The sequence below is a fragment of the Corynebacterium sp. 335C genome (assembly GCF_053525695.1).
The window spans coordinates 434,405-452,693 of record NZ_JASTTB010000001.1; the positions used below are offsets into that span (position 1 = coordinate 434,405).

General features: G+C 73.7%; 19 protein-coding genes. 6 read left to right on the plus strand and 13 right to left on the minus strand.

The features are described 5' to 3' along the window. Positions 1-20: 20 nt before the first annotated feature. The 8 genes from lepB to QQS41_RS01950 all read right to left on the minus strand — a co-directional run bounded on the left by lepB (position 21) and on the right by QQS41_RS01950 (position 9,652). The gene (lepB, locus tag QQS41_RS01915; protein WP_448851007.1) at positions 21-962 is read right to left on the minus strand and encodes a signal peptidase I; all 942 of its coding nucleotides are present in this window, start codon (positions 960-962) and stop codon (positions 21-23) included. Positions 963-1,136: 174 nt separating this feature from the next. Beyond that, positions 1,137-2,510, minus strand: a complete 1,374-nt coding sequence (locus QQS41_RS01920) for a glycoside hydrolase family 1 protein (RefSeq protein WP_448851008.1) — start codon at positions 2,508-2,510, stop codon at positions 1,137-1,139. Between the two features lie 391 nt (positions 2,511-2,901). Continuing rightward, complete coding sequence (gene rplS, locus QQS41_RS01925; protein WP_448851009.1) at positions 2,902-3,243, minus strand: 50S ribosomal protein L19; 342 nt, start codon at positions 3,241-3,243, stop codon at positions 2,902-2,904. A gap of 264 nt (positions 3,244-3,507) precedes the next feature. Further along, a complete protein-coding gene (locus tag QQS41_RS01930) occupies positions 3,508-4,371 on the minus strand; it encodes a metal ABC transporter permease (protein ID WP_448851010.1) in 864 nt (287 codons plus the stop codon). Continuing rightward, positions 4,368-5,246 (minus strand): metal ABC transporter permease, encoded by an 879-nt coding sequence (locus tag QQS41_RS01935; RefSeq protein WP_448851011.1) that lies wholly within the window; start codon positions 5,244-5,246, stop codon positions 4,368-4,370. The genes QQS41_RS01930 and QQS41_RS01935 overlap by 4 nt, the downstream gene beginning before the upstream one ends. Continuing rightward, positions 5,243-5,980, minus strand: a complete 738-nt coding sequence (locus tag QQS41_RS01940; RefSeq protein ID WP_448851012.1) for a metal ABC transporter ATP-binding protein — start codon at positions 5,978-5,980, stop codon at positions 5,243-5,245. Before QQS41_RS01940 ends, QQS41_RS01935 begins: the two co-directional genes overlap by 4 nt. Then, positions 5,977-6,942 (minus strand): metal ABC transporter substrate-binding protein, encoded by a 966-nt coding sequence (locus tag QQS41_RS01945; protein WP_448851013.1) that lies wholly within the window; start codon positions 6,940-6,942, stop codon positions 5,977-5,979. Before QQS41_RS01945 ends, QQS41_RS01940 begins: the two co-directional genes overlap by 4 nt. Before the next feature lie 298 nt (positions 6,943-7,240). Then, on the minus strand, positions 7,241-9,652 hold the full coding sequence (locus QQS41_RS01950; RefSeq protein WP_448851014.1) for a Tex family protein: 2,412 nt from the start codon (positions 9,650-9,652) through the stop codon (positions 7,241-7,243). A 220-nt stretch (positions 9,653-9,872) separates the two neighbouring features. Between QQS41_RS01950 and QQS41_RS01955 the strand changes: the two genes are divergently transcribed. Further along, the gene (locus tag QQS41_RS01955) at positions 9,873-10,850 is read left to right on the plus strand and encodes a hypothetical protein (protein WP_448851015.1); all 978 of its coding nucleotides are present in this window, start codon (positions 9,873-9,875) and stop codon (positions 10,848-10,850) included. A gap of 44 nt (positions 10,851-10,894) precedes the next feature. Here QQS41_RS01955 and QQS41_RS01960 read toward each other — a convergent pair whose 3' ends face one another. Further along, entirely contained in the window at positions 10,895-11,629 is a 735-nt protein-coding gene (locus QQS41_RS01960; protein ID WP_448851016.1) for a phosphatase PAP2 family protein, read from the minus strand. Positions 11,630-11,845: 216 nt separating this feature from the next. Here QQS41_RS01960 and QQS41_RS01965 point away from each other — a divergent pair, with 216 nt between their 5' ends. The 5 genes from QQS41_RS01965 (at position 11,846) to QQS41_RS01985 (ending at position 14,738) form a co-directional block, all read left to right on the plus strand. After that, positions 11,846-12,739: a hypothetical protein gene (locus QQS41_RS01965; protein ID WP_448851017.1), complete on the plus strand. Its 894-nt coding sequence runs from the start codon at positions 11,846-11,848 to the stop codon at positions 12,737-12,739. Further along, entirely contained in the window at positions 12,736-12,954 is a 219-nt protein-coding gene (locus tag QQS41_RS01970) for a hypothetical protein (protein WP_448851018.1), read from the plus strand. The genes QQS41_RS01965 and QQS41_RS01970 overlap by 4 nt, the downstream gene beginning before the upstream one ends. Positions 12,955-13,039: 85 nt before the next feature. Then, positions 13,040-13,252 (plus strand): hypothetical protein, encoded by a 213-nt coding sequence (locus QQS41_RS01975; RefSeq protein WP_448851019.1) that lies wholly within the window; start codon positions 13,040-13,042, stop codon positions 13,250-13,252. Positions 13,253-13,413: 161 nt separating this feature from the next. Then, positions 13,414-13,767: a GntR family transcriptional regulator gene (locus tag QQS41_RS01980; protein WP_448851020.1), complete on the plus strand. Its 354-nt coding sequence runs from the start codon at positions 13,414-13,416 to the stop codon at positions 13,765-13,767. Beyond that, positions 13,764-14,738: a hypothetical protein gene (locus tag QQS41_RS01985; protein WP_448851021.1), complete on the plus strand. Its 975-nt coding sequence runs from the start codon at positions 13,764-13,766 to the stop codon at positions 14,736-14,738. The genes QQS41_RS01980 and QQS41_RS01985 overlap by 4 nt, the downstream gene beginning before the upstream one ends. A 928-nt stretch (positions 14,739-15,666) precedes the next feature. Here the strand turns inward: QQS41_RS01985 and QQS41_RS01990 are convergent. Genes QQS41_RS01990 through rimM form a run of 4 tightly spaced genes read right to left on the minus strand, consistent with a single transcriptional unit; the run spans position 15,667 to position 18,241 of the window. Continuing rightward, on the minus strand, positions 15,667-16,299 hold the full coding sequence (locus QQS41_RS01990; RefSeq protein WP_448851022.1) for a phosphatase PAP2 family protein: 633 nt from the start codon (positions 16,297-16,299) through the stop codon (positions 15,667-15,669). Further along, entirely contained in the window at positions 16,296-16,688 is a 393-nt protein-coding gene (locus tag QQS41_RS01995; RefSeq protein WP_303145936.1) for a hypothetical protein, read from the minus strand. Before QQS41_RS01995 ends, QQS41_RS01990 begins: the two co-directional genes overlap by 4 nt. Positions 16,689-16,696: 8 nt before the next feature. Further along, on the minus strand, positions 16,697-17,641 hold the full coding sequence (gene trmD / locus QQS41_RS02000; RefSeq protein ID WP_448851023.1) for a tRNA (guanosine(37)-N1)-methyltransferase TrmD: 945 nt from the start codon (positions 17,639-17,641) through the stop codon (positions 16,697-16,699). Between the two features lie 3 nt (positions 17,642-17,644). Beyond that, on the minus strand, positions 17,645-18,241 hold the full coding sequence (gene rimM / locus QQS41_RS02005; RefSeq protein WP_448851942.1) for a ribosome maturation factor RimM: 597 nt from the start codon (positions 18,239-18,241) through the stop codon (positions 17,645-17,647). Positions 18,242-18,289: the final 48 nt, after the last annotated feature.

Sequence of the window (18,289 nt, forward strand, 5' to 3'; positions counted from 1 at the left end):
GCGGCCGGCGGGGCGCCACGTCAGCCCGCCTGGATGTCCGGGGACTCTACCCCGCCGATCCGGCTGAACGGCAGGATGATCCAGCGGACCTTGCCGACGACGTCGTCGACCGGGATGGCCCCCTGGTTCTCGTCGCCCATGTGGTAGCGCGAGTCCAGGGAGTTCGTGCGGTTGTCGCCCATCATCCACAGGTGGTCCTCCGGCACCGTGACGGGGCCGAAGTACGGGCCGCCGCACGCCTCCGAGCCGACCAGCGGGTCGACCGGGAACTGCGGGGGCTGCAGCAGGTACGGCTCCTTCAGCGGCTTGCCGTCGACGAGGATGCCGGGGTCGCCCTCGCGGCACTGCACCGTCTGCCCGCCGGTGGCGATGACGCGCTTGACCAGAGCGTTCTCGTCCGGGGCGACGACGCCGACGTACGAGCCCAGCGTCTGCAGGCCGCGCACCAGCGGGTTCTCCGAGCGCTGCACGACGTAACCCGACTCCCACGACGGCGGGCCGTTGAACACCACGACGTCGCCCGGCTCCGGGTCGCCGCCCAGCTTCGCCAGCTTGTCCACCCAGATGCGGTCGCCGGTGCAGCCCTCGCAGCCGTGCAGCGTCGGCTCCATCGACTCCGAGGGGATGAGGTACACGCGGCCGACGAACGTCTGCACGCCGATGCTGAGGAGCAGCGCCACCAGGATGATGATCGGCACCTCGATCCACCAGGGCCGGCCCTCGTCCGCGTCGTCGCGGCCCTCCCGGGCCTCGCGCGCCTCCCGCTCGCGGGTGCGCTCCCCGGCGTCGACGTGCTCACGCCGGAACGCGGGCCGGCCCGCCCCGGCGCGGCGGCGGCCGCCGGAGCCGCGCCGTCCCCCGCCGGCGGCGCCGGAGGCTCCCGTCCCGCCGTCGCGGCCGTCCGCGCCGATCGCGTCGCCCGCTCCGGTCGTCGCGCCGTCGTCATGCCCCGGTTCAGTCATGGTCAGCGACTATACCGGCGCCGACGCCGACCGCCCCGCCGCCGCGCGGGACGCGCGGGGACGGGGCGGATGCGGGTGCGGGTGCGGCGTGCGCGGGCCGGGGCGGTCACCGTCGTCACGCGAATGATGCGTGACGACGGCGACCCCGCCCGGCGGCCCGGGCCACGCGCGCGGTCAGCCGCCGATGCGGGCCAGCGGGCCGTCGACGGCCGGCGGGTTCAGGCAGCTGTCCGGCACGCGGGCCATCGAGCAGAACGCGGCGCCGAAGACCGGGTGGTAGCCCTCCGGCACGCCACCGTTGGAGATGACCTCGCGGTAGGCGTCGACGCCCGAGGTCGGCTTCCTGGTCAGGGACGGATCGTCGAGGATGTCGACCTGGTACAGGCCGAAGCGGGCGGAGTAGTCGCCCCACTCGTAGTTGTCCGTGATGGACCAGTGGTTGTAGCCGATGACCGGGTAGCCGTCGGCGATGGCGCGCTGGATCCAGAAGATGGTGTCGCGGACGAAGTCGCCGCGCTCGGCGCCGTCGGCGCGGGTTCCGTTGACGGTCGGCATGCCGTTCTCCACGAAGTAGATCGGCTTGCCCGGGAACGCCTCCGCGAAGTGGCGGATCGCCTCGTACGCGCCGTCCGGCTGCGGGCGGACGCGGCCGAAGTCCGCCGCCGCCGCGTAGGCCGCCGTCAGGTTGTCCAGGCTGACGCCGTAGTAGTAGTCGATGCCGACGTAGTCCAGCTCATCGCGGACGCGGTCCAGCAGCATCATGTCCGTGATGCCGGTGACCGCCGGCAGGAACGCCTCGTTCGTGGTGACCATCGCCTCCGGATCGGCGGCGTGGGCGGCGCGGTAGCCGTAGCCGTGCGCCTCCACGATGGCGTCGAGGAACGGGGCCATGTCCTGCACGCCGAGCATGCCGATCTCGACCTCGTGGCCGAAGAACACCAGCGGCTCGTTGAACGTCACCCACATGGTGCCGCCGCCGGACCAGCGCTGGGTGACGACCTCCGCGAAGCGGCCGAACAGCTCCGGGGCGTCCGGGGCGAGGAAGCCGCCCTTGTCCGCCAGCCAGCCCGGGTAGACGTAGTGGACCATCGTGATCATCGGGGTCATGCCGTGGGCGCGGATGGTGCCGATGATGCGGTCGTAGTGCTCCAGCACCGCCTCGTCGAAGACGCCCTCCTGCGGCTCGATGCGCGCCCACTCCACCGAGATGCGGTAGGTGTTGACGCCCATCGAGGCGGCGTTGGCGATGTCCTCCTCGTAGCGGTTCCAGAAGTCGACCGCGTCGTTGACCGGGTCGACCTCCCCGTTGCCCTGGTTCGCCTCGACGTAGCGCAGCCAGTTCGAGTCGGGGTTGCTGCCCTCGACCTGGAAGCCGGAGGACGCGGCGCCCCAGTGGAACGGGCGCTCGGCGGCGGCCTCCGCCTTCGTCGGCTGGGCCAGGCAGACGACGAGGGCGAGGGCGGCGAGGATGGCCGCCACGGCGGCGCCGGCGGCCGCGGGTGCGTGTGCGTGGATGCGCCGGGCGCATCCGCTCGGTGTCGTGCTCATGATTACGATTCTGCACTGCGGAATAGCGCGGAAATACGCCGCCCCACCTGCACGTTCGCCGTTTACGCGAGAAACGAAACATCTCTCCTGGGGAAATGCGGCCGGACGAACCCCGCCAGTCCCGGGAATCACACGCGCCCCAGGTCGCCGGCTGCCCCCCCCCCTCCCCCCCCCGACCGGCACCCCCGAGCCGGAGGGGCGTAACGCGCCGACGGTGCGGACGGCCCCCTCCGCAGGCCCACGGCGCCCCCTCCTCCCCCGGCTCCCGGGCGGGGGCCGGGGCGGGTGCGTCGTCACACGACCCCGCACAACGCGACGGGCGCCGCACCCCGTCGCGATGACGGAAGGTGCGGCGCCCGTGGGCTGCGCCGGCAAGGCCGGCGCGGGGGCCTTAGCGGCGCTCCTTGATGCGGGCCGCCTTGCCGCGCAGGTTGCGCAGGTAGTACAGCTTCGCGCGGCGGACGTCGCCGTGGAAGACGACGTCGATGTGGTCGATGTTCGGGGAGTGCACCGGGAAGGTGCGCTCCACGGCGACGCCGAAGGAGACCTTGCGGACGGTGAAGGTCTCGCGGATGCCGCCGCCCTGGCGGCGGATGACGACGCCCTTGAAGACCTGGACGCGCTCCGTCTTGCCCTCGACGATCTTGACGTGGACCTCGATGGTGTCACCGGGGCGGAACTCGGGGATGTCGTCGCGCAGCTGCGCGGCGTCGACCTTGTCGAGAATGTTCATGGAAATACTTCCTTAAGCTTTCGCAGTGGACAGAGGACCCTGGCGGCACTTCCCCCGTGGGGCGCTCGGCCGGTTCGTGCCCGAGACATGTGAAGCCGTCGCGGGCGCATCGCCCCGCGATCAACCCGGGCATTATTGCACGGATCCGGGGCCCGGGCCAAATGATGGAGGCCCCGGCGCGTCGCGCGCCGGGGCCTCCCGACCGGGGGTTTCGGGGCGCGGGCGGCCCGGGCGGACGGCCCGGGCGGGCACCGCGCCGCCGGCTCAGCGGGACGTCCCCCGCGTCATCCGCTGCCGTACGACGTACGCGCCGAATGCCAGCAGGAAGATGAGGCCGTCGACGAGCGCCATCATCGGCGACGTCGCCGCACCCAGCGGGTAGGCCGTCCAGAAGCCCAGCTGCGACGACACCAGCGCGATGGCGAGGCTCGTCAGCACCATCGCGGGCACCGTCCGGCAGAACAGCATCGCCGTCGCCGGCGGCACGATCATCAGCGCCACGACCAGCACGGAGCCGGCGACGTGGAACGCCGTGACGACGGTCAGCGACACCAGCACCATGATCATCTGGTTGACCAGGCGGACCCGCACGCCGGTGGAGCGGGCGAAGTCCAGGTCGAACGTCGCCGCCTCCACCTGCCGGTGCATGACCGCCCAGCAGATCGCGGCCAGCAGGCCGACCGCGCCCATGGTCCAGGCGTAGGTCGGGCCGAACTCGTAGCCGCCGAACTCCAGCACGTTCATCGCCGTGAGGTTGAGGTCGCCGACGAGGACGGAGTGCTCCGACAGATGCGAGCTCTGGAAGTTCGTCGAGATGAGCACCACGCCCAGGGCGAACAGCGGCGGGAACACGAGGCCCGTCGCCGCGTCGCCCATGAACTTGCCGGTGTCGGCCAGCCACTGCGACGCCGCGACGACGACGAGGCCGCCGACGGTCGCGCCGACGAGCAGCAGCGGCGAGTCCACGCTGCCCAGGATCATCGCCGCGATGACGATGCCCGGCAGCACGGCGTGGCCGATGGCGTCGGTGAGCATCGACTGACGCCGCAGCACCAGGATGATGCCCGGGATGGTGCACGTCACCGCGGTGACGGCCGCGAGGATCGCGACCTGCACGGAGAAGCTCATGAGCGCACCCTCCTCTTCACCGCGTGCATCGCCGTCGTCGCCGCCAGGGAGAAGGCCAGGATGACGGCCAGTGCGATGACGATGACGGGGCCGGTCGGCATGTCGCCCACCGCCACCGAGGCGTAGCTGCCGGCCACGGCGCCGAGGGCGCCGAAGAGACCGGCCAGCGGCATCATCGCCGTCAGCGAGCGGGTCCACAGCCGCGCGGCGGCCGCCGGGAAGATGGCGAACGCCACCATAAGGATCAGGCCCACGGCCTTGATTCCGATGACGATGGACAGCACGACGAGCCCCAGCTGCAGCGGGGACAGCAGCGCCGGCCGGTAGCCCGTCGACGCCGCGAAGTCGTGGTCGAACGTCAGGATCGAGAACGGCCGGTGCAGCACCGCCGCGAGGATGAGCACGAGGGCCGCCACGATCGCGATGGTCCGCACGTCCGCGTTGGTCAGCGTCGCCGCGTTGCCGAACATGATCTCCGAGATGCCGCCCTTCCCGGGCAGCGTCGACTTCTGGATGATCTGCAGCAGCACCATGCCGCCGCCGAAGAACAGCGCCAGCGTCACCGCCATCGTCGCGTCCTCCCCCAGCCGCGTCCGGTGCGCGACCGCGGTGGAGATGAGCACCGCCGCCAGGCCCGACGCCAGCGCGCCGAGGATGACGACGATCATCGACTGGCCGTTGGCGCCGAGCGACGCGGCGATGATGAAGCCCGCCATGACGCCGGCGACCGCGGAGTGGCCGACGACGTCCGACAGCAGCGCCTGCTTGCGCAGGTACAGGTGGCAGCCCAGCATGCCCGCCGCGATGCCGATGATCGACGTGCCGATGATCGTGCGGCGGTAGGCGAACTCGGCGAGGAACTCGAGGGGGCTCACGGCAGCCCCAGTCCGTAGGCCTCGTTCAGGTTCTCCTGGGTGAAGGCCTCCTCCACCGTGCCCGTCGCCACGACGCGGCCGTCGAGCAGCGTCACATGCGAGCAGACCTCCCGCGCCGCGCCCAGGTCGTGGTGGACCAGGACGACGGTCGCGCCCGAATGCACGAGCTCGTCGAGCACCTCGCCGATGACGCGCTCCGAGACCATGTCGACGCCCGCGAACGGCTCGTCGAGGAAGTACAGCTCCGGCTGCTGCGCCAGGATGCGCGCGAAGAACGTGCGCTTCAGCTGGCCGCCGGACAGCTCGCCGATCTGGCGCTTGCGCAGATCCTGCAGGCCCATCCGCTCGATGGCCCGGTCGGCGATCTCCCTGTGCTCGCCCTTGACCCGGCCGAACCAGCCCAGGCGCGGCATGACGCCCATGAGCACGACCTTCTCCACCGTGATCGGGTAGTCCAGGTCGACCCGCGCCGTCTGCGGCATGTACGCCACCCGCCGGCGGACGTCGTCGAGCGGCTCGCCGAAGAACCGGGCCTCGCCCGAGGACTTCGGGATGAGCCCCATCGCCGCGCGCAGGGCGGTGGACTTGCCGGCGCCGTTCGGGCCCAGCAGGCCCATCACCGCGCCGACGGGAACGTCGAAGTCAACATCCCGCAGAACCGGCGAATCGCCGTACGAGACCGTCAGGCCCCGTACGGCGAGTGCCGGTGCAGCGGTGTCCGCTGAATGGGTCACTTGCCCAGCGCCCCCGCGATGGTGTCCGCGTTGTGCTTCAGGACGCCGATGTAGGTGTCCGTCGGCGCGGACTCGCCCAGGGAGTCCGCGTACAGCGGCTGATCGGAGACCTCGACCTCGTGGCCCTTCTCCTTCACGAGCTCCTTCAGGGAGGTGACGGCCTGCGGGTTCTTCAGGTTGTCCTGGAAGATGACCGGGATCTTGTGCTTCGCGATGAAGTCCGCGAGCTCGTTGATCTGCTCCTGGGTCATCTCGGACTCGGAGGTGACGAAGTCGGTCGCCATGACCTCGAGGTTGAAGTCGCGGCCCAGGTAGTTGAACGCGTCGTGGCCGGTGACCAGGTAGCGCTTGTCGTCCGGGATCGCCGACAGCTTCTCGGTGACGTAGCCCGCCGCCTCGTCGATCTCGGCGTTGTACTCCTCGCCGTTCTTCTCGTAGGTGTCGGCGTTGTCCGGGTCGACCTTCACCATGTGCTCGACGATCGCGTCGACGACGAGCTTCCAGTTGTCGGTGGAGTTCCACACGTGCGGGTCGAACAGCGCCTCGCCGTTCTCGCCGGTCTCCGGCCACGGCAGCAGCTTGTCCTCCGGGATCTTCGAGCCGGCCTCGAGCTGGCGGTCGCCCTGCTCGCGCAGCAGGTCGATCATCTGCGCCTCGAGGTGCAGGCCGTTCCAGATGACGGCGTCGGCGTCCGAGATCATCTCGATGTCCTCGGTCGTCGGCTGGTAGGTGTGCGGGTCGCCGCCCGGGCCGACCATGACGTGCACGTCGGCGTCCGGGGCAATGTTCTTCACCGCGTCCCCGAGGTAGCCGGTGGTGGCGAAGACCTCGACGGTCTCGCCGCCGTTGCCGCCCTTCGCGGCGTCGGTGCCCTCATCGGAGGCGCAGGCCACGGCGCCGAAGGACAGGGCCGCGGCGGCGGCCAGGGCCGCCGTCGAGCGGATCAGGGAGATGGGACGCATCGCGTTCCTTTCCGTATCGGCCCCCTTTGGAAATATGGGGCGTTCAAACGGAATTTTAGGACCACCGTAATTTTGCGGCAAGGCGGGGCTCAGGTGATTCAGGCGACTGTTCGGACTTCGCCGGGTGCGCCGTCACGCCCGGCGATGCCCGGAACCGCCCGGTTCCGGGGCGCCGCCGCTGCCCTCCACGCCCCCGGCGCCCCGCGGGCCGGCCCGGCCGCACCGCGCGCCGGCCGGGCGCGAACGCCCCGGGACGCGCGCCGCCCGCGGCCCGCGGAATCCGCCGGAGCGGACGCCGTCAGCTGCCGAAACCCGCCCGGCGAAGCGCGTCGGCCATGGAGCCGCCCGGCCGGCCGCCGCGGTCGCCGCCGTCGCCACGCGAACGGCCTCCGCGGCCGCCGCCCCGGCCGCCGCCCTGGCCCCGGCCGCGGCCGCCACCGCCGCGGTTGTCGCCGCCGCGCGAACGGCCGCCGGAGGCTCCGCCGCGCCCGCCGCGGTCACCCCCGCGGGACTCCCCCGACCCGCGCCCGCCGGCGTCCCGGCCCCGGCGGCGTGCGGGAGCCGCGCCCGGCTCGTCGTCAAGCCTCAGCGACAGCCCGATCCGCTGGCGCTCCACGTCGACGTCCATCACCTTCACCGTCACCACCTGACCGGAGGAGACGACGTCGTGCGGATCGGCGACGAAGCGGTCGCTCATCGCGGAGACGTGAACCAGGCCGTCCTGGTGCACGCCGACGTCGACGAAGGCGCCGAACGCCGCAACGTTGGTGACCGTGCCCTCGAGGATCATGCCCGGGGTCAAGTCCGAGACCTTCTCCACGCCCTCCTTGAACGTGGCGGTGCGGAACTCCGGGCGCGGATCGCGGCCCGGCTTGTCCAGCTCCGCGAGGATGTCGCGGACCGTCGGCACGCCGACGCCCGCGGCCTCGTCGACGAAGTCCCGCGGGTCCAGCCCGCCGAGCACCCGCGAATTGCCGATGAGCTCCGCGACGCCCAGCCCCGTCGCCGCCGCGATGCGGTCGACGACGCCGTAGCTCTCCGGGTGCACCGCCGACGCGTCCAGCGGGTTCGCCGCCCCGCGCACCCGCAGGAAGCCGGCGCACTGCTCGAACGCCTTCGGGCCGAGCCGCGGCACCTTCAGCAGATCCTTGCGCGAGGTGAAGGCGCCGTTGGCGTCGCGGTGGGCGACGATGTTCTCCGCGACCGTGGCGCTCACGCCCGCCACGCGCCCCAGCAGCGGCGCCGAGGCGGTGTTGACCTCCACGCCGACGGCGTTGACCGCGTCCTCGACGACCGCGTCGAGCGAGTGCGCGAGCTTCGCCTCCCCCACGTCGTGCTGGTATTGGCCGACGCCGATGGACTTCGGGTCGATCTTCACCAGCTCCGCCAGCGGGTCCTGCAGACGGCGGGCGATGGACACCGCGCCGCGGAGGCTGACGTCCATGTCCGGGAACTCGCGCGCCGCGACCTCCGAGGCGGAGTACACGGACGCCCCGGCCTCCGACACCGTCACCGTCGACGGCTCGCGGCCGCCGGCCTGGCGGATGAGGTCGCCGACCTCGCGCGCCAGCTTCTCCGTCTCGCGGGAGGCGGTGCCGTTGCCGACGGCGATGAGCTCCACGCCGTGCTCCGCCGCCAGGCGGGCGAGCACGTCGCGGGAGCCGTCCCAGTGGTTGCGCGGCTGGTGCGGGTGGACGATGGCGGTGTCCAGCACCTTTCCGGTGGCGTCGACGACCGCGCACTTCACGCCGTTGCGGTAGCCCGGGTCCAGTCCGAGGGTGGCGCGCTGGCCGGCGGGGGCGGCGAGCAGCAGGTCGCGCAGGTTGCGGGCGAAGACCTCGACCGCCTCGTCCTCGGCGCGCTCCTTCAGGCGGGTGCGGGCGTCGAGTCCCGCGGAGACCTCCAGCTTGGTGCGCCAGCCGAAGTGCACGGCCCGGTCCACCCAGGCCGACTCCGGCAGGTCGAAGCGGTCGCGGATCATCTGCTCGTAGACGGCGTCCTCGCCCGGGTCGACGGCGAGGCGCAGCACGCCCTCGGCCTCGCCGCGGAGCACGGCGAGCACGCGGTGGCCGGGCATCGAGGCGAGCGGCTCGGAGTGGTCGAAGTAGTCGCGGTACTTCGCGCCGGAGGTCTCCTTGCCCTCGACCACGGCGGCGGTGGCGGCGCCGTCGCGCCACACGCGCTCGCGGACGTCGCCGACGAGGTCCGCGTCGGTGGCGAAGCGGTCGACGAGGATCGCGCGGGCGCCGTCGAGCGCCGCCTTCGCGTCGTCGAAGCCCTCCGTGACGAAGCCCTCCGCCAGCTGCGCCGGGTCGGCCGCCGGGTCCTCCAGGAGCTTGTCGACGAGCCCCTCCAGGCCCGCGTCCCTGGCGATGTCCGCCTTCGTCCGCCGCTTCCTCTTGTACGGCAGGTACAGGTCCTCGAGCCGCGCCTTGGTGTCGCAGCCGAGGATGAGCGCGCGGAGGTCGTCGGTGAGCTTGCCCTGCTCCTCGATGGCCGCGAGCACCGTCCGCTTCCGGTCCTCCAGCTCGCGGAGGTACGTCAGCCGCTCCTCCAGCTGCCGGAGCTGGGTGTCGTCCAGCCCGCCGGTGGCCTCCTTGCGGTAGCGGGCGATGAAGGGCACGGTGTTGCCCTCGTCGAGGAGGCGGACGGCGGCGGCGACGTGCGCCTCCGCCACGCCGCGTTCACGGGCGATGGTGGTCTCGATCATTCCGGCGAGTGTAGCGGTCGGGCGAGCGGCGGCGCCGGGGCGGTGCCGGGCGCGGCGGCGCCGGGGCGGTGCCGGGCGCGGCGGCGCCGGACCGGTGGCGGGGCGGTGCCGGGCCTGGAGGGGCCCGGCGGGATCCGATACGGTCGCCGCCATGACACGGAACGCGCCCGACGGAACGGCCGCATCATCCCGGGGCCCGCGTCCGGGCCCCCGCCTGCGCATGGCGCTGTCCGTGGCGGCGGCCCCGGCGGCCGCGCTCCTCCTGCTCGGCGCCGTCGGCGGCCCGATCGCCACGACGCTGCCCGGCGACGTCCGCCCGTGGACCGGCGGGGACCTGCCCTACGGGGCGGCGTCGCCGATGTCGCTGCTGCTCCTCGGCGGGCTCGCCACGATTGTGCTGTTGACCGTCGCCCTGTCGTTCCTCGCCGCCACCCTGACCACGGCCGGCAACCGCGCCGACCGGATCTCCGTGGCGGTGCTGTCCGCCGTCTCCACGGCCACGTCGGCGCTGTCGCTGCTCGCCCTCGCGCACGTCGCCGCCGCGCATGCCGGCCCGCCGACCGGCCTGCCCTGGTGGACATGGGCGGGCGGGGCGGCCGCAGCCGGCATCGGCGCCGCCGTCTCCTGGGCGCTGTTCCCCGTCCGGGACGAGCTGCCCCCGTCGGGTCGCATCACGCCGCTGCCCGTCATCGCGGAACCGCGGCAGGTGCCCGCGGACGCCCCGGAGGACCTGACCTGGTCGGGCACCGCCCGGATGGAGCCCGCGGCCCTGCGCGGGTTCGGGCTGTCCGTCATCGTGATCGTGGTGGTGGAGATCGCGGCGGGCGCGGCCGGCCTGGGCACGCTCGCCGCGGCCATCGCCATTCCGTTCATCCTGTTCATGGTCGCCCCGCTGGCCTACGCCAGGGTCACCGTGAGGGTCTCCCCCTCCGGCGTGCGGTTCGGGGGCATCGGCGGGCTGTTCGGCCGGACCGTCCCCATGCGGGAGATCCGCGCCGCGCGCGTGGTCCGCACGGGCACGCCGGACTGGGGCGGCTACGGACGGCGCATCGACGCCCGCGGCGAGGGCCTCATCGTCCGCGAGGGCGAGGCTCTGCTGCTCGAGCGCCTCGGCGACGACGTCGTCGTGTCGCTCGACGACGCGGCCGGGGCGGCCGGCGTCGTCACGCACCACGTGCGGCGCATGCGCGGTGCGTGACGACGGTGCCCGCCGCGGCGGGGAGCGTCGTCACGCGAACATGATCACGGCAGGTCGCGGCCGCCCGGCAGCAGCTGCGCCACCAGCACCGCCAGCGCCGTTCCCGCGGCCGCCGACAGGAACCCGGCGGTGACGTCGGCCGCCCAGTGCACGCCGAGGTAGACGCGGCTCAGCGCCACCACCGCCGCCACGGCCAGCGCGACGGCCACGACCACGATGCGCCCCATCGCCGGCACCAGCGGCACGATCGCGACCATAAGGCCGAGCGCCAGCGCCGTCGCCGCCGTGGTGTGCCCCGACGGGTAGGAGTGCGCGTACTCCTCCACCAGCCGCAGCTGCTGCGGAGGGCGCTGCGCGTCGATGGCGTACTTCAGCGAGAACGTGATGGCGGAGGCGAGGGCCACCGCCAGCGGGGCGATCATCGCCCGCGCGAACGTCTGGGCCACCCACATCGCGACGAGCGCGACGACGCACAGCGCCACCGTGCCCGGGGTGTTGAACCACGAGGTCACGGTGCGGAAGAACGACGTGGCCGCGCCGGAGCGCTCGAAGACGACGTCGTAGGTGACGTCCGCGTTGAGGTCCTTCGCCCAGTCCGTCCGCAGGATGAGCGTCAGCGCCGCCAGCAGCACCGCCGCGACGCCGAAGACCGCCAGCGGGGCGCGGCGGTTCGGCGCGGCCGGGGCCGCGGTGGCCGGGGCCGCGGTCGCGGGAGCCGGGGCCTGGTCGGCGGGGGCCGCATCGTCGTGGCGGGCGGGGTCGGGCGTCGTGTCGGGCATGGGAAGCACGGTAGCAACCGCCCGGCCGCGGGTACTGCGTCGCACCTGGTCCGGGGCATCGCGGGGGCGGAAATGACGCGGACCGGCCGGAGGGCTCCGGAAAATCTCCCCCCGCACGGGGCCCCCGATCGGGCTATCCTGCGGACACCGGCGACCGCGGCACCCCGCACCGCCACCCCCGACACGATCCCGCAATCACCTGAGGAGCGATCCCCGATGACCGGACCAGACGACGACGGCACCCCGTTCCGCTACGGGTCGGGCGGACGGCCCGACGGCCAGGGCGCACCGGGCGGCGGCGCCCAGCCCCAGGGCGGGCACGCATACGGCGCCCAGCCCCAGGGCGGTCCCGGATACGGCGCCCAGCCCCAGGGCGGCGCCGCGTACGGGGCGCAGCAGCCCCAGGGCGGCAACTCCTACGGTGCTCAGCAGCCCCAGGGCGGCAACTCCTACGGCGCCCAGCGCCAGGGCGGTCCCGGATACGGCGCGCAGCAGCCCCAGGGCGGCAACGCCTACGGCGCGCAGCCCGCCCCGCCGCAGAACCCGTACGGCGGTCAGGCGCCGACCTCCAATCCGGAGAAGGGCCGCGGCTTCTTCATCGCCGCCGCCATCGTCGGGGTCATCGCCATGCTCGGCGCCGTCGCCGCGGGCATCGGGTTCCGCGGCGTCGTCGACGGCGCGTCCGGCCACGAGATGCGCGCCATCCCGCCCTCGGGCATCGAGATGGAGGCCGGGAAGGAGTACGGCATCTGGGTGCAGGGCGATCCCGTCCGGTCCTCCGACGGCGGGACGGAGCTGACCAACGTGTCGTGCACGCTGCTCTCCCCGGCTCCGGTGACGACGCCGTCGAGCAGCTACACGCTGAACGATCGTCGGCTCGTCGCGCTCTACACGCCGGAGGAGTCCGGCATCCAAAGGTTCAGCTGCGACGGCCGCCCGCTGTTCGCGGGCCCCGGGAAGGAGGCGGTGACCGGCCTGTTCGGCGGGGTCACGGCCGGCATCCTCGGCGTCGTGGCCATGTTCGTCTGCGGCATCGCCGCCGTGATCCTGCTGATCGTCGGTTTCGTCGCCCGCAACAACTCCCGCCCGAAGGAGGCGCCGCGACGGTGACGGGCGGCAAACGCGACGGCGGGGCCGCGTGGCCCATCACCCTGGCGGCCGGGCTGGTCCTCCTGGCGGCCGCGGCCTTCTTCCTGTGGTGGCTGAATCTGGGCGACGGCCGCGCCTCCGTCTACGAAATCGAGGGGCAGCCGCCGGACCATCACGCACCCGTGTACCCGGTCGAGCTCTACGAGGGCCAGGAGGTCAGCCTCTCGGGACCATGAAGCGGACGGCTATCTGGACGCGCTGTTCAAGCGCCCGTGCGCCCTCACCGGCCCGCCGGGCACGAAAGCTGCGGGATTCCGGCCGATGGTGTCCGGCGATCAGGTGGTCGGCTATTTCACGGCTCCGGCGGACAGCGTCTACGAGTTCCGTTGCGGGGGCTACCGCATCGGGCAGGGCCCCGCCGCACCGGGGGTGCTCGGCCAGGCGCTGGGGACCGGAGCGGCAATTGTCGTGGGGCTGCTCGCGCTTCTGCTGATCCTGGCGGCGATCGGGCAACGCCCGGGCGGACGGCGCTGAACCCGGCGCCTCCGCGGTCTCCGGCATCCACCGCCCGCGACGTTGCGTGACGACGGTCCCCGCCGCGGCCCGGCCCCTCCCGCCGGGCGGCAGACCCTTCCCGACATAGGCCACTTGTGATAGCATTAGTGGCACAATGTGGCCCCGGCAAGGAGGATCCAATGCTCATCACCGTCGACTCCGCGTCGCTGCTGCCCATCTACGGGCAGCTCGTCGCCGAGCTGCGGCGCCGCATCGCCGACGGCGACGTCCCCGTCGGCGAGCGCCTGCCGTCCGCCGGCGAACTCGCCGACTCGCTCGGCCTCAACCGCAACACCGTGCTCCGCGCGTACCGGACGCTGCGCGACGACGGCCTCGTCGAGCTGCGCCGCGGCCGCGGGGCCACCGTCGTCGCCGCCCCCGACCGCGACGGGGACCTGGACGCCGCGCTCGACCGCGTCGCCTCCCTCGCCCGCGCCCACGGCCTCGGCCTCGCCGACGTCGCCTCCGCGCTGTCCGTCAGGGGGCTGTCATGAGCCGCGCCCGCTACGTCCTCGCCGTCTCCGCGCCGGCGGCCGTCGTCGTCCTCGCCTGCGCCCTGTGGGCCGCCGCCGCGCTGCCGCAGCTGCCGGACCCGCTGGCCACGCACTTCACCGGGCTGCCGATGCGCGCCGACGGCTGGAGCGCGCCGGGTTCGTCCGTCGCCCTCCTCGTCGCCCTCTCCATCGGCATGCTCGCCCTGCAGGCGGGATCGGCCGCGATACCCGGCAACCACGGCGCCGGAGCCCGCTTCCTCGGGGCCTGCATGTCCGGTTCCACTGCCGTCATCGCGCTCCTGATCCCCGCGACCCTGGTCCCCCAGACCGGGCTCGACGACGTCCGCGACCTCGTGCTGCCCGGCTGGTCCCCGGCGCTGCTGGCCATCGGCGCCGTCGTCTTCGCCGCCATCGGCGCCCTGATTCCGCCGCCGCCCGCGCCGGAGCAGAAGGACCCGGCCGACGGCGCCGCGGCTCCGGTCATCGACGTGCCCGCCGGGGGCGCCACCGCCTGGTTCGGCTCCGGCACGCTGTCGCGGATCCCGTTCATCATCCTCGTGGCCGCCGCGGCGGCGGCCGCGGGCACCATCGCCGTCGTCGGATTCTCCGGGGCCGGGGCCGGCGTCACCGCCCTGACGGCCGTCGTCGCCGTCCTCGTCGTCACCGCGACGGTGTCGTTCCTGCGGGTGCGGGTGCGCGTCGACGCCCGCGGCATCCACTGGCGGATGCTGCTGGGCCTGCCCCGCGGCTCGATCCCGTGGGGGGAGATCGACGGCGTCTCCGTCGAGGACGTCCAGCCCGGCGCCTGGGGCGGCTGGGGGCTGCGCGCCAACGGCGACGCCTGGGGAGTGATCCTCCGGGACGGCGAGGCGCTGCGCGTCTCCCGCATCTCCGGCGGCGCTCGCGTCTTCACCGTCGACGACGCCGACACCGCGGCCGCCGTCGCCCGGGGGCATCTGCGGCGCCGGTAGCCCCGGTCATGCAGCGGCGCCGCGATCCTCTTACGGGACCGCGGCGCCCGGCTTATCCTTCGGGCACCGAACACCGTCGGGGCACGGTCGATGCCGTGCCCGGGCGCACGCCGACCGCGGCGCACGACACCCGGATGCTGCGCCGCCCCACCGCCACCGTCGACGCGACCCGGGGAACGACCGATGACCGGACACCACCCGACCTCCCCTCCCCCGCACGACGACGGCGACGACGCGCCGTTCCAGCCGCCGGGCTACGGCACGCCGGGGCCGGAGTCCGACCCCCGGCAGCCTCACGGCCACGGCACCCCGGAGCCCGCACCCAGCACCTGGCTGCCGACGGACCACGGGAGGTCCCCGCGGGACGACGGCCCGGCCCGCGCCGGAGCCGCCGGCGCCCCCGCGGAACCCGAGCCCGACGACGACGGACTGTTCGGCCACATGACCCCGCGGAGGATCGCGACCGCGATCCTGGGCTTCGTCGTCCTGATCGGCGCCATCGCGTGGGCGGCGATCGGACTGCTGTCCGATCCGCCGTCCGGGCGGAGGGACATGCCCGCCGACGGCATCGAGCTGCGCGCCGGGGAGAGCATCAGCGTCTACGCCGGCTACTGGAAACCGAACGACATCCCCGTCGAGGTGTTCCACCACTGCGAGGCCACGGGGCCTCCCGGTTTCGAGCCGACGCGAATCCGCAGGGTCACCATCTACGAAATGGGCATGGACTACGCCGTCATCGGGTACTTCACCGCACCCGCCGACGGCCGGTACGTCTTCGGCTGCGGTGACTCGGAGATCAGCATCGGCCAACCCCGCCCGCACGTTGAACGAGCCGACCGCGACGCGATCATCGTCGCCGTGGCGCTCGTCGTCGGAGTGGTTCTCATGTACGTCGGCTTTCGCCCGAAGGTCCGGCGGCGGGCGGACGTCATCGCCGAAGCCCGACGGCGCGGGAACGCAGCACCAGCAGGGCGATCACCACGCCGAGGATCCCCGTCGCCAGACCCGCGGCGACGTCGGTGGCCCAGTGGGCGCCCACGTAGACGCGGGAGAAGGCCGTGAGCCCGATGAGCGCGACGACGAACACCGCCAGGAGGCGGCGCAGGCCCCGCCGCAGCCGCGGCAGGCCCAGCTGCACCAGGGCGACGCCGGCGGCGGTGACGCCGGCCATGTGCACCGACGGGAACGCCGCGCCGGTGGTGTCCAGGCCGGGCAGCACGAGGTCGCCCATCGGCCGCTCGCGACCGAACACCCACTTCAACAGGAACGACAGGCCCACCGCCGCGCCGAAGGAACCGGGCACGAGCAGCGCCATGCCGCGCAGGCGCGGAAAGAGCAGCGCCGCCACGACGAGCGTCGCCGGGGTCATCCACATCGGCCGCAGAGCCTCGTCGGCCAGCGACATGACGTCGGTGACGGCGGGGCCGCGGAAGCGCGCGACGAGCTCGGCGACGGCATGATCGAAGCGGCCGCCCGCACCCGTCGACGCGAACCAGGCCAGCAGGCCCAGCGCCACGATCCACAGGATGACGTGCGACGGCCGTGCGACGGCGGCCCTCATCGGCGCACCTCCACCGTCGTCCCGTACCAGGGCGCCCCGCCGGGCAGGGCCCCGGCGACCAGCGCCGTGCGATCGACGTCGGCGGCGCCGCCGGCCTCCCCGGCGTCCCCGACCTCGCCGCCCGGAGCTCCCGGCTCCGCCGGCCAGTCGACGTCGATGAGGTGCACGACCTCCGACACGGGCGGCCCGTCGTGGGCCGCCTGCCACTGGGCGGTGAGCATGTCCTCCGGCTCGCAGAAGCCGTGCTGCTCCGTCGCCGCGACGGCGGGCTCCGGCAGCCCGGCCCCGCGCGCGGCGTCCAGGATGCGGGCGCGGGCGGCGGGCCAGTCGGCCGGGTCGAGCAGGGCGTTCAGCCGCGTGCGGTGCGCGGCCGGGGTCTCGGGGGTCACTCGGCGGTTCACTCCTCGGGGCTGCGGCCGGCGTCGAGCGCGGCGCGGTCGCGGTCGGTCAGGTCGACGGCGTCGAGCAGTTCGGGGCGCCGCCGCGCCGTGCGCAGCAGCGCCTGGTCACGGCGCCACCGGTCGACGCGGGCGTGGTTGCCGGACAGCAGCACCGGCGGGACCTCCAACCCGCGCCACTCGCGGGGCTTGGTGTAGCTCGGCCCCTCCAGCAGGCCGTCGCTGAAGCTGTCCTCCTCGTGGCTGCGCCGGTTGCCCAGCACGCCCGGGATGAGCCTGACGACGGCCTCCGCGATGACGAGCACCGCGACCTCGCCGCCGATGAGGACGTAGTCGCCGATGGACACCTCCTCGACCCGGTAGCGGTTCGCCGCGTCGTCGACGACGCGCTGATCGATGCCCTCGTAGCGGCCGCACGCGAAGACGATGCGGTCCTCGTGGCTCCAGCGCCGCGCCATGTCCTGGGTGAACGGGCGGCCGGCCGGGGTGGGGACGATGAGCAGGGGGCGATCGTCGTCACGCTCCCCCGCGGCATCCGCGCCGGCGACCGCGGCCGCACCCTCCGCGCCCGCGTCGGCGGTGCCCGCATCGTCCGCGGCGGCGCCCGCCGGCGCGTAGGAGGAGCGCTCCGGCAGCCCCGCCTTCTCGTCGTGGCGCGCCTGCCCGAGGTGCGGCAGCGACGACTCGAGGGCGCCGGCCTCCGCCGCCGGGCCGGACACGGCCGCGACGTCGTCGAGCGCCGGGCCCCACACCGACGGCTTCATCACCATGCCGGGGCCGCCGCCGTACGGGGAGTCGTCGACCGCCTGATGCACGCCGGTCGCCCACTGCCGCAGATCGTGGACGTGCACGCCGAGGCGGCCCTGCTCGATGGCCTTGCCCAGCAGCGCATGGCGCAGCGGGTCGAGGTACTCGGGGAAGATGGTCAGGACGTCGATCCGCATGGGCTACAGCTCCAGCAGGCCGGCCGGCGGCGTGATGACGACCGCGCCGTTGTCGAGGTCCACGATCGGCACGATGGCGTGGACGAACGGCACCAGCACCGTGCGGGGCTCCGCCGCGGCGCCCGGGGCGCCCTCCGCGTCCCCGTCCGCGTCGCCGTCCAGCGCCACCTCCAGCAGCCGGTGCGCCGGACCGCGGACGACGCCCGCGATCTCGCCGATGTCGGAGGGCTCCGGCTGCACGCCCTCGTAGGCGCGCGCCTCCGCCTCCTCCGCCGTCACGTCGCCGCAGTCCAGCACGCGCAGGCCGACCAGCTCGTGGTCGTAGTACGCGTCCTCGTCGTCGACGACCGGCTCCGCGAAGAAGCGGGTGCCGCGCAGGCTCTCCGCCTCGTTGCGCCCCGGCACCTCCTCGAACCGCACCAGCAGGCGGCCCTGGTGCGGGCGCATCGCCGTCACCGTCAGCCGGTGCTCCCGGCCCGTCTGCCGGCCCAGCAGCACCTCCCCGACCGCGAAACGCCCGGCCGGATCGTCCGTCGTCGCGTCCACCACGACCTCGCCGCGCACCCCGTGGGGCTTGACGACGCGGCCGATCTGCACCAGGTCGCCGTCCGTGTTCTTCCCGTCTGACTTCACGGTGGGCATCCTAGC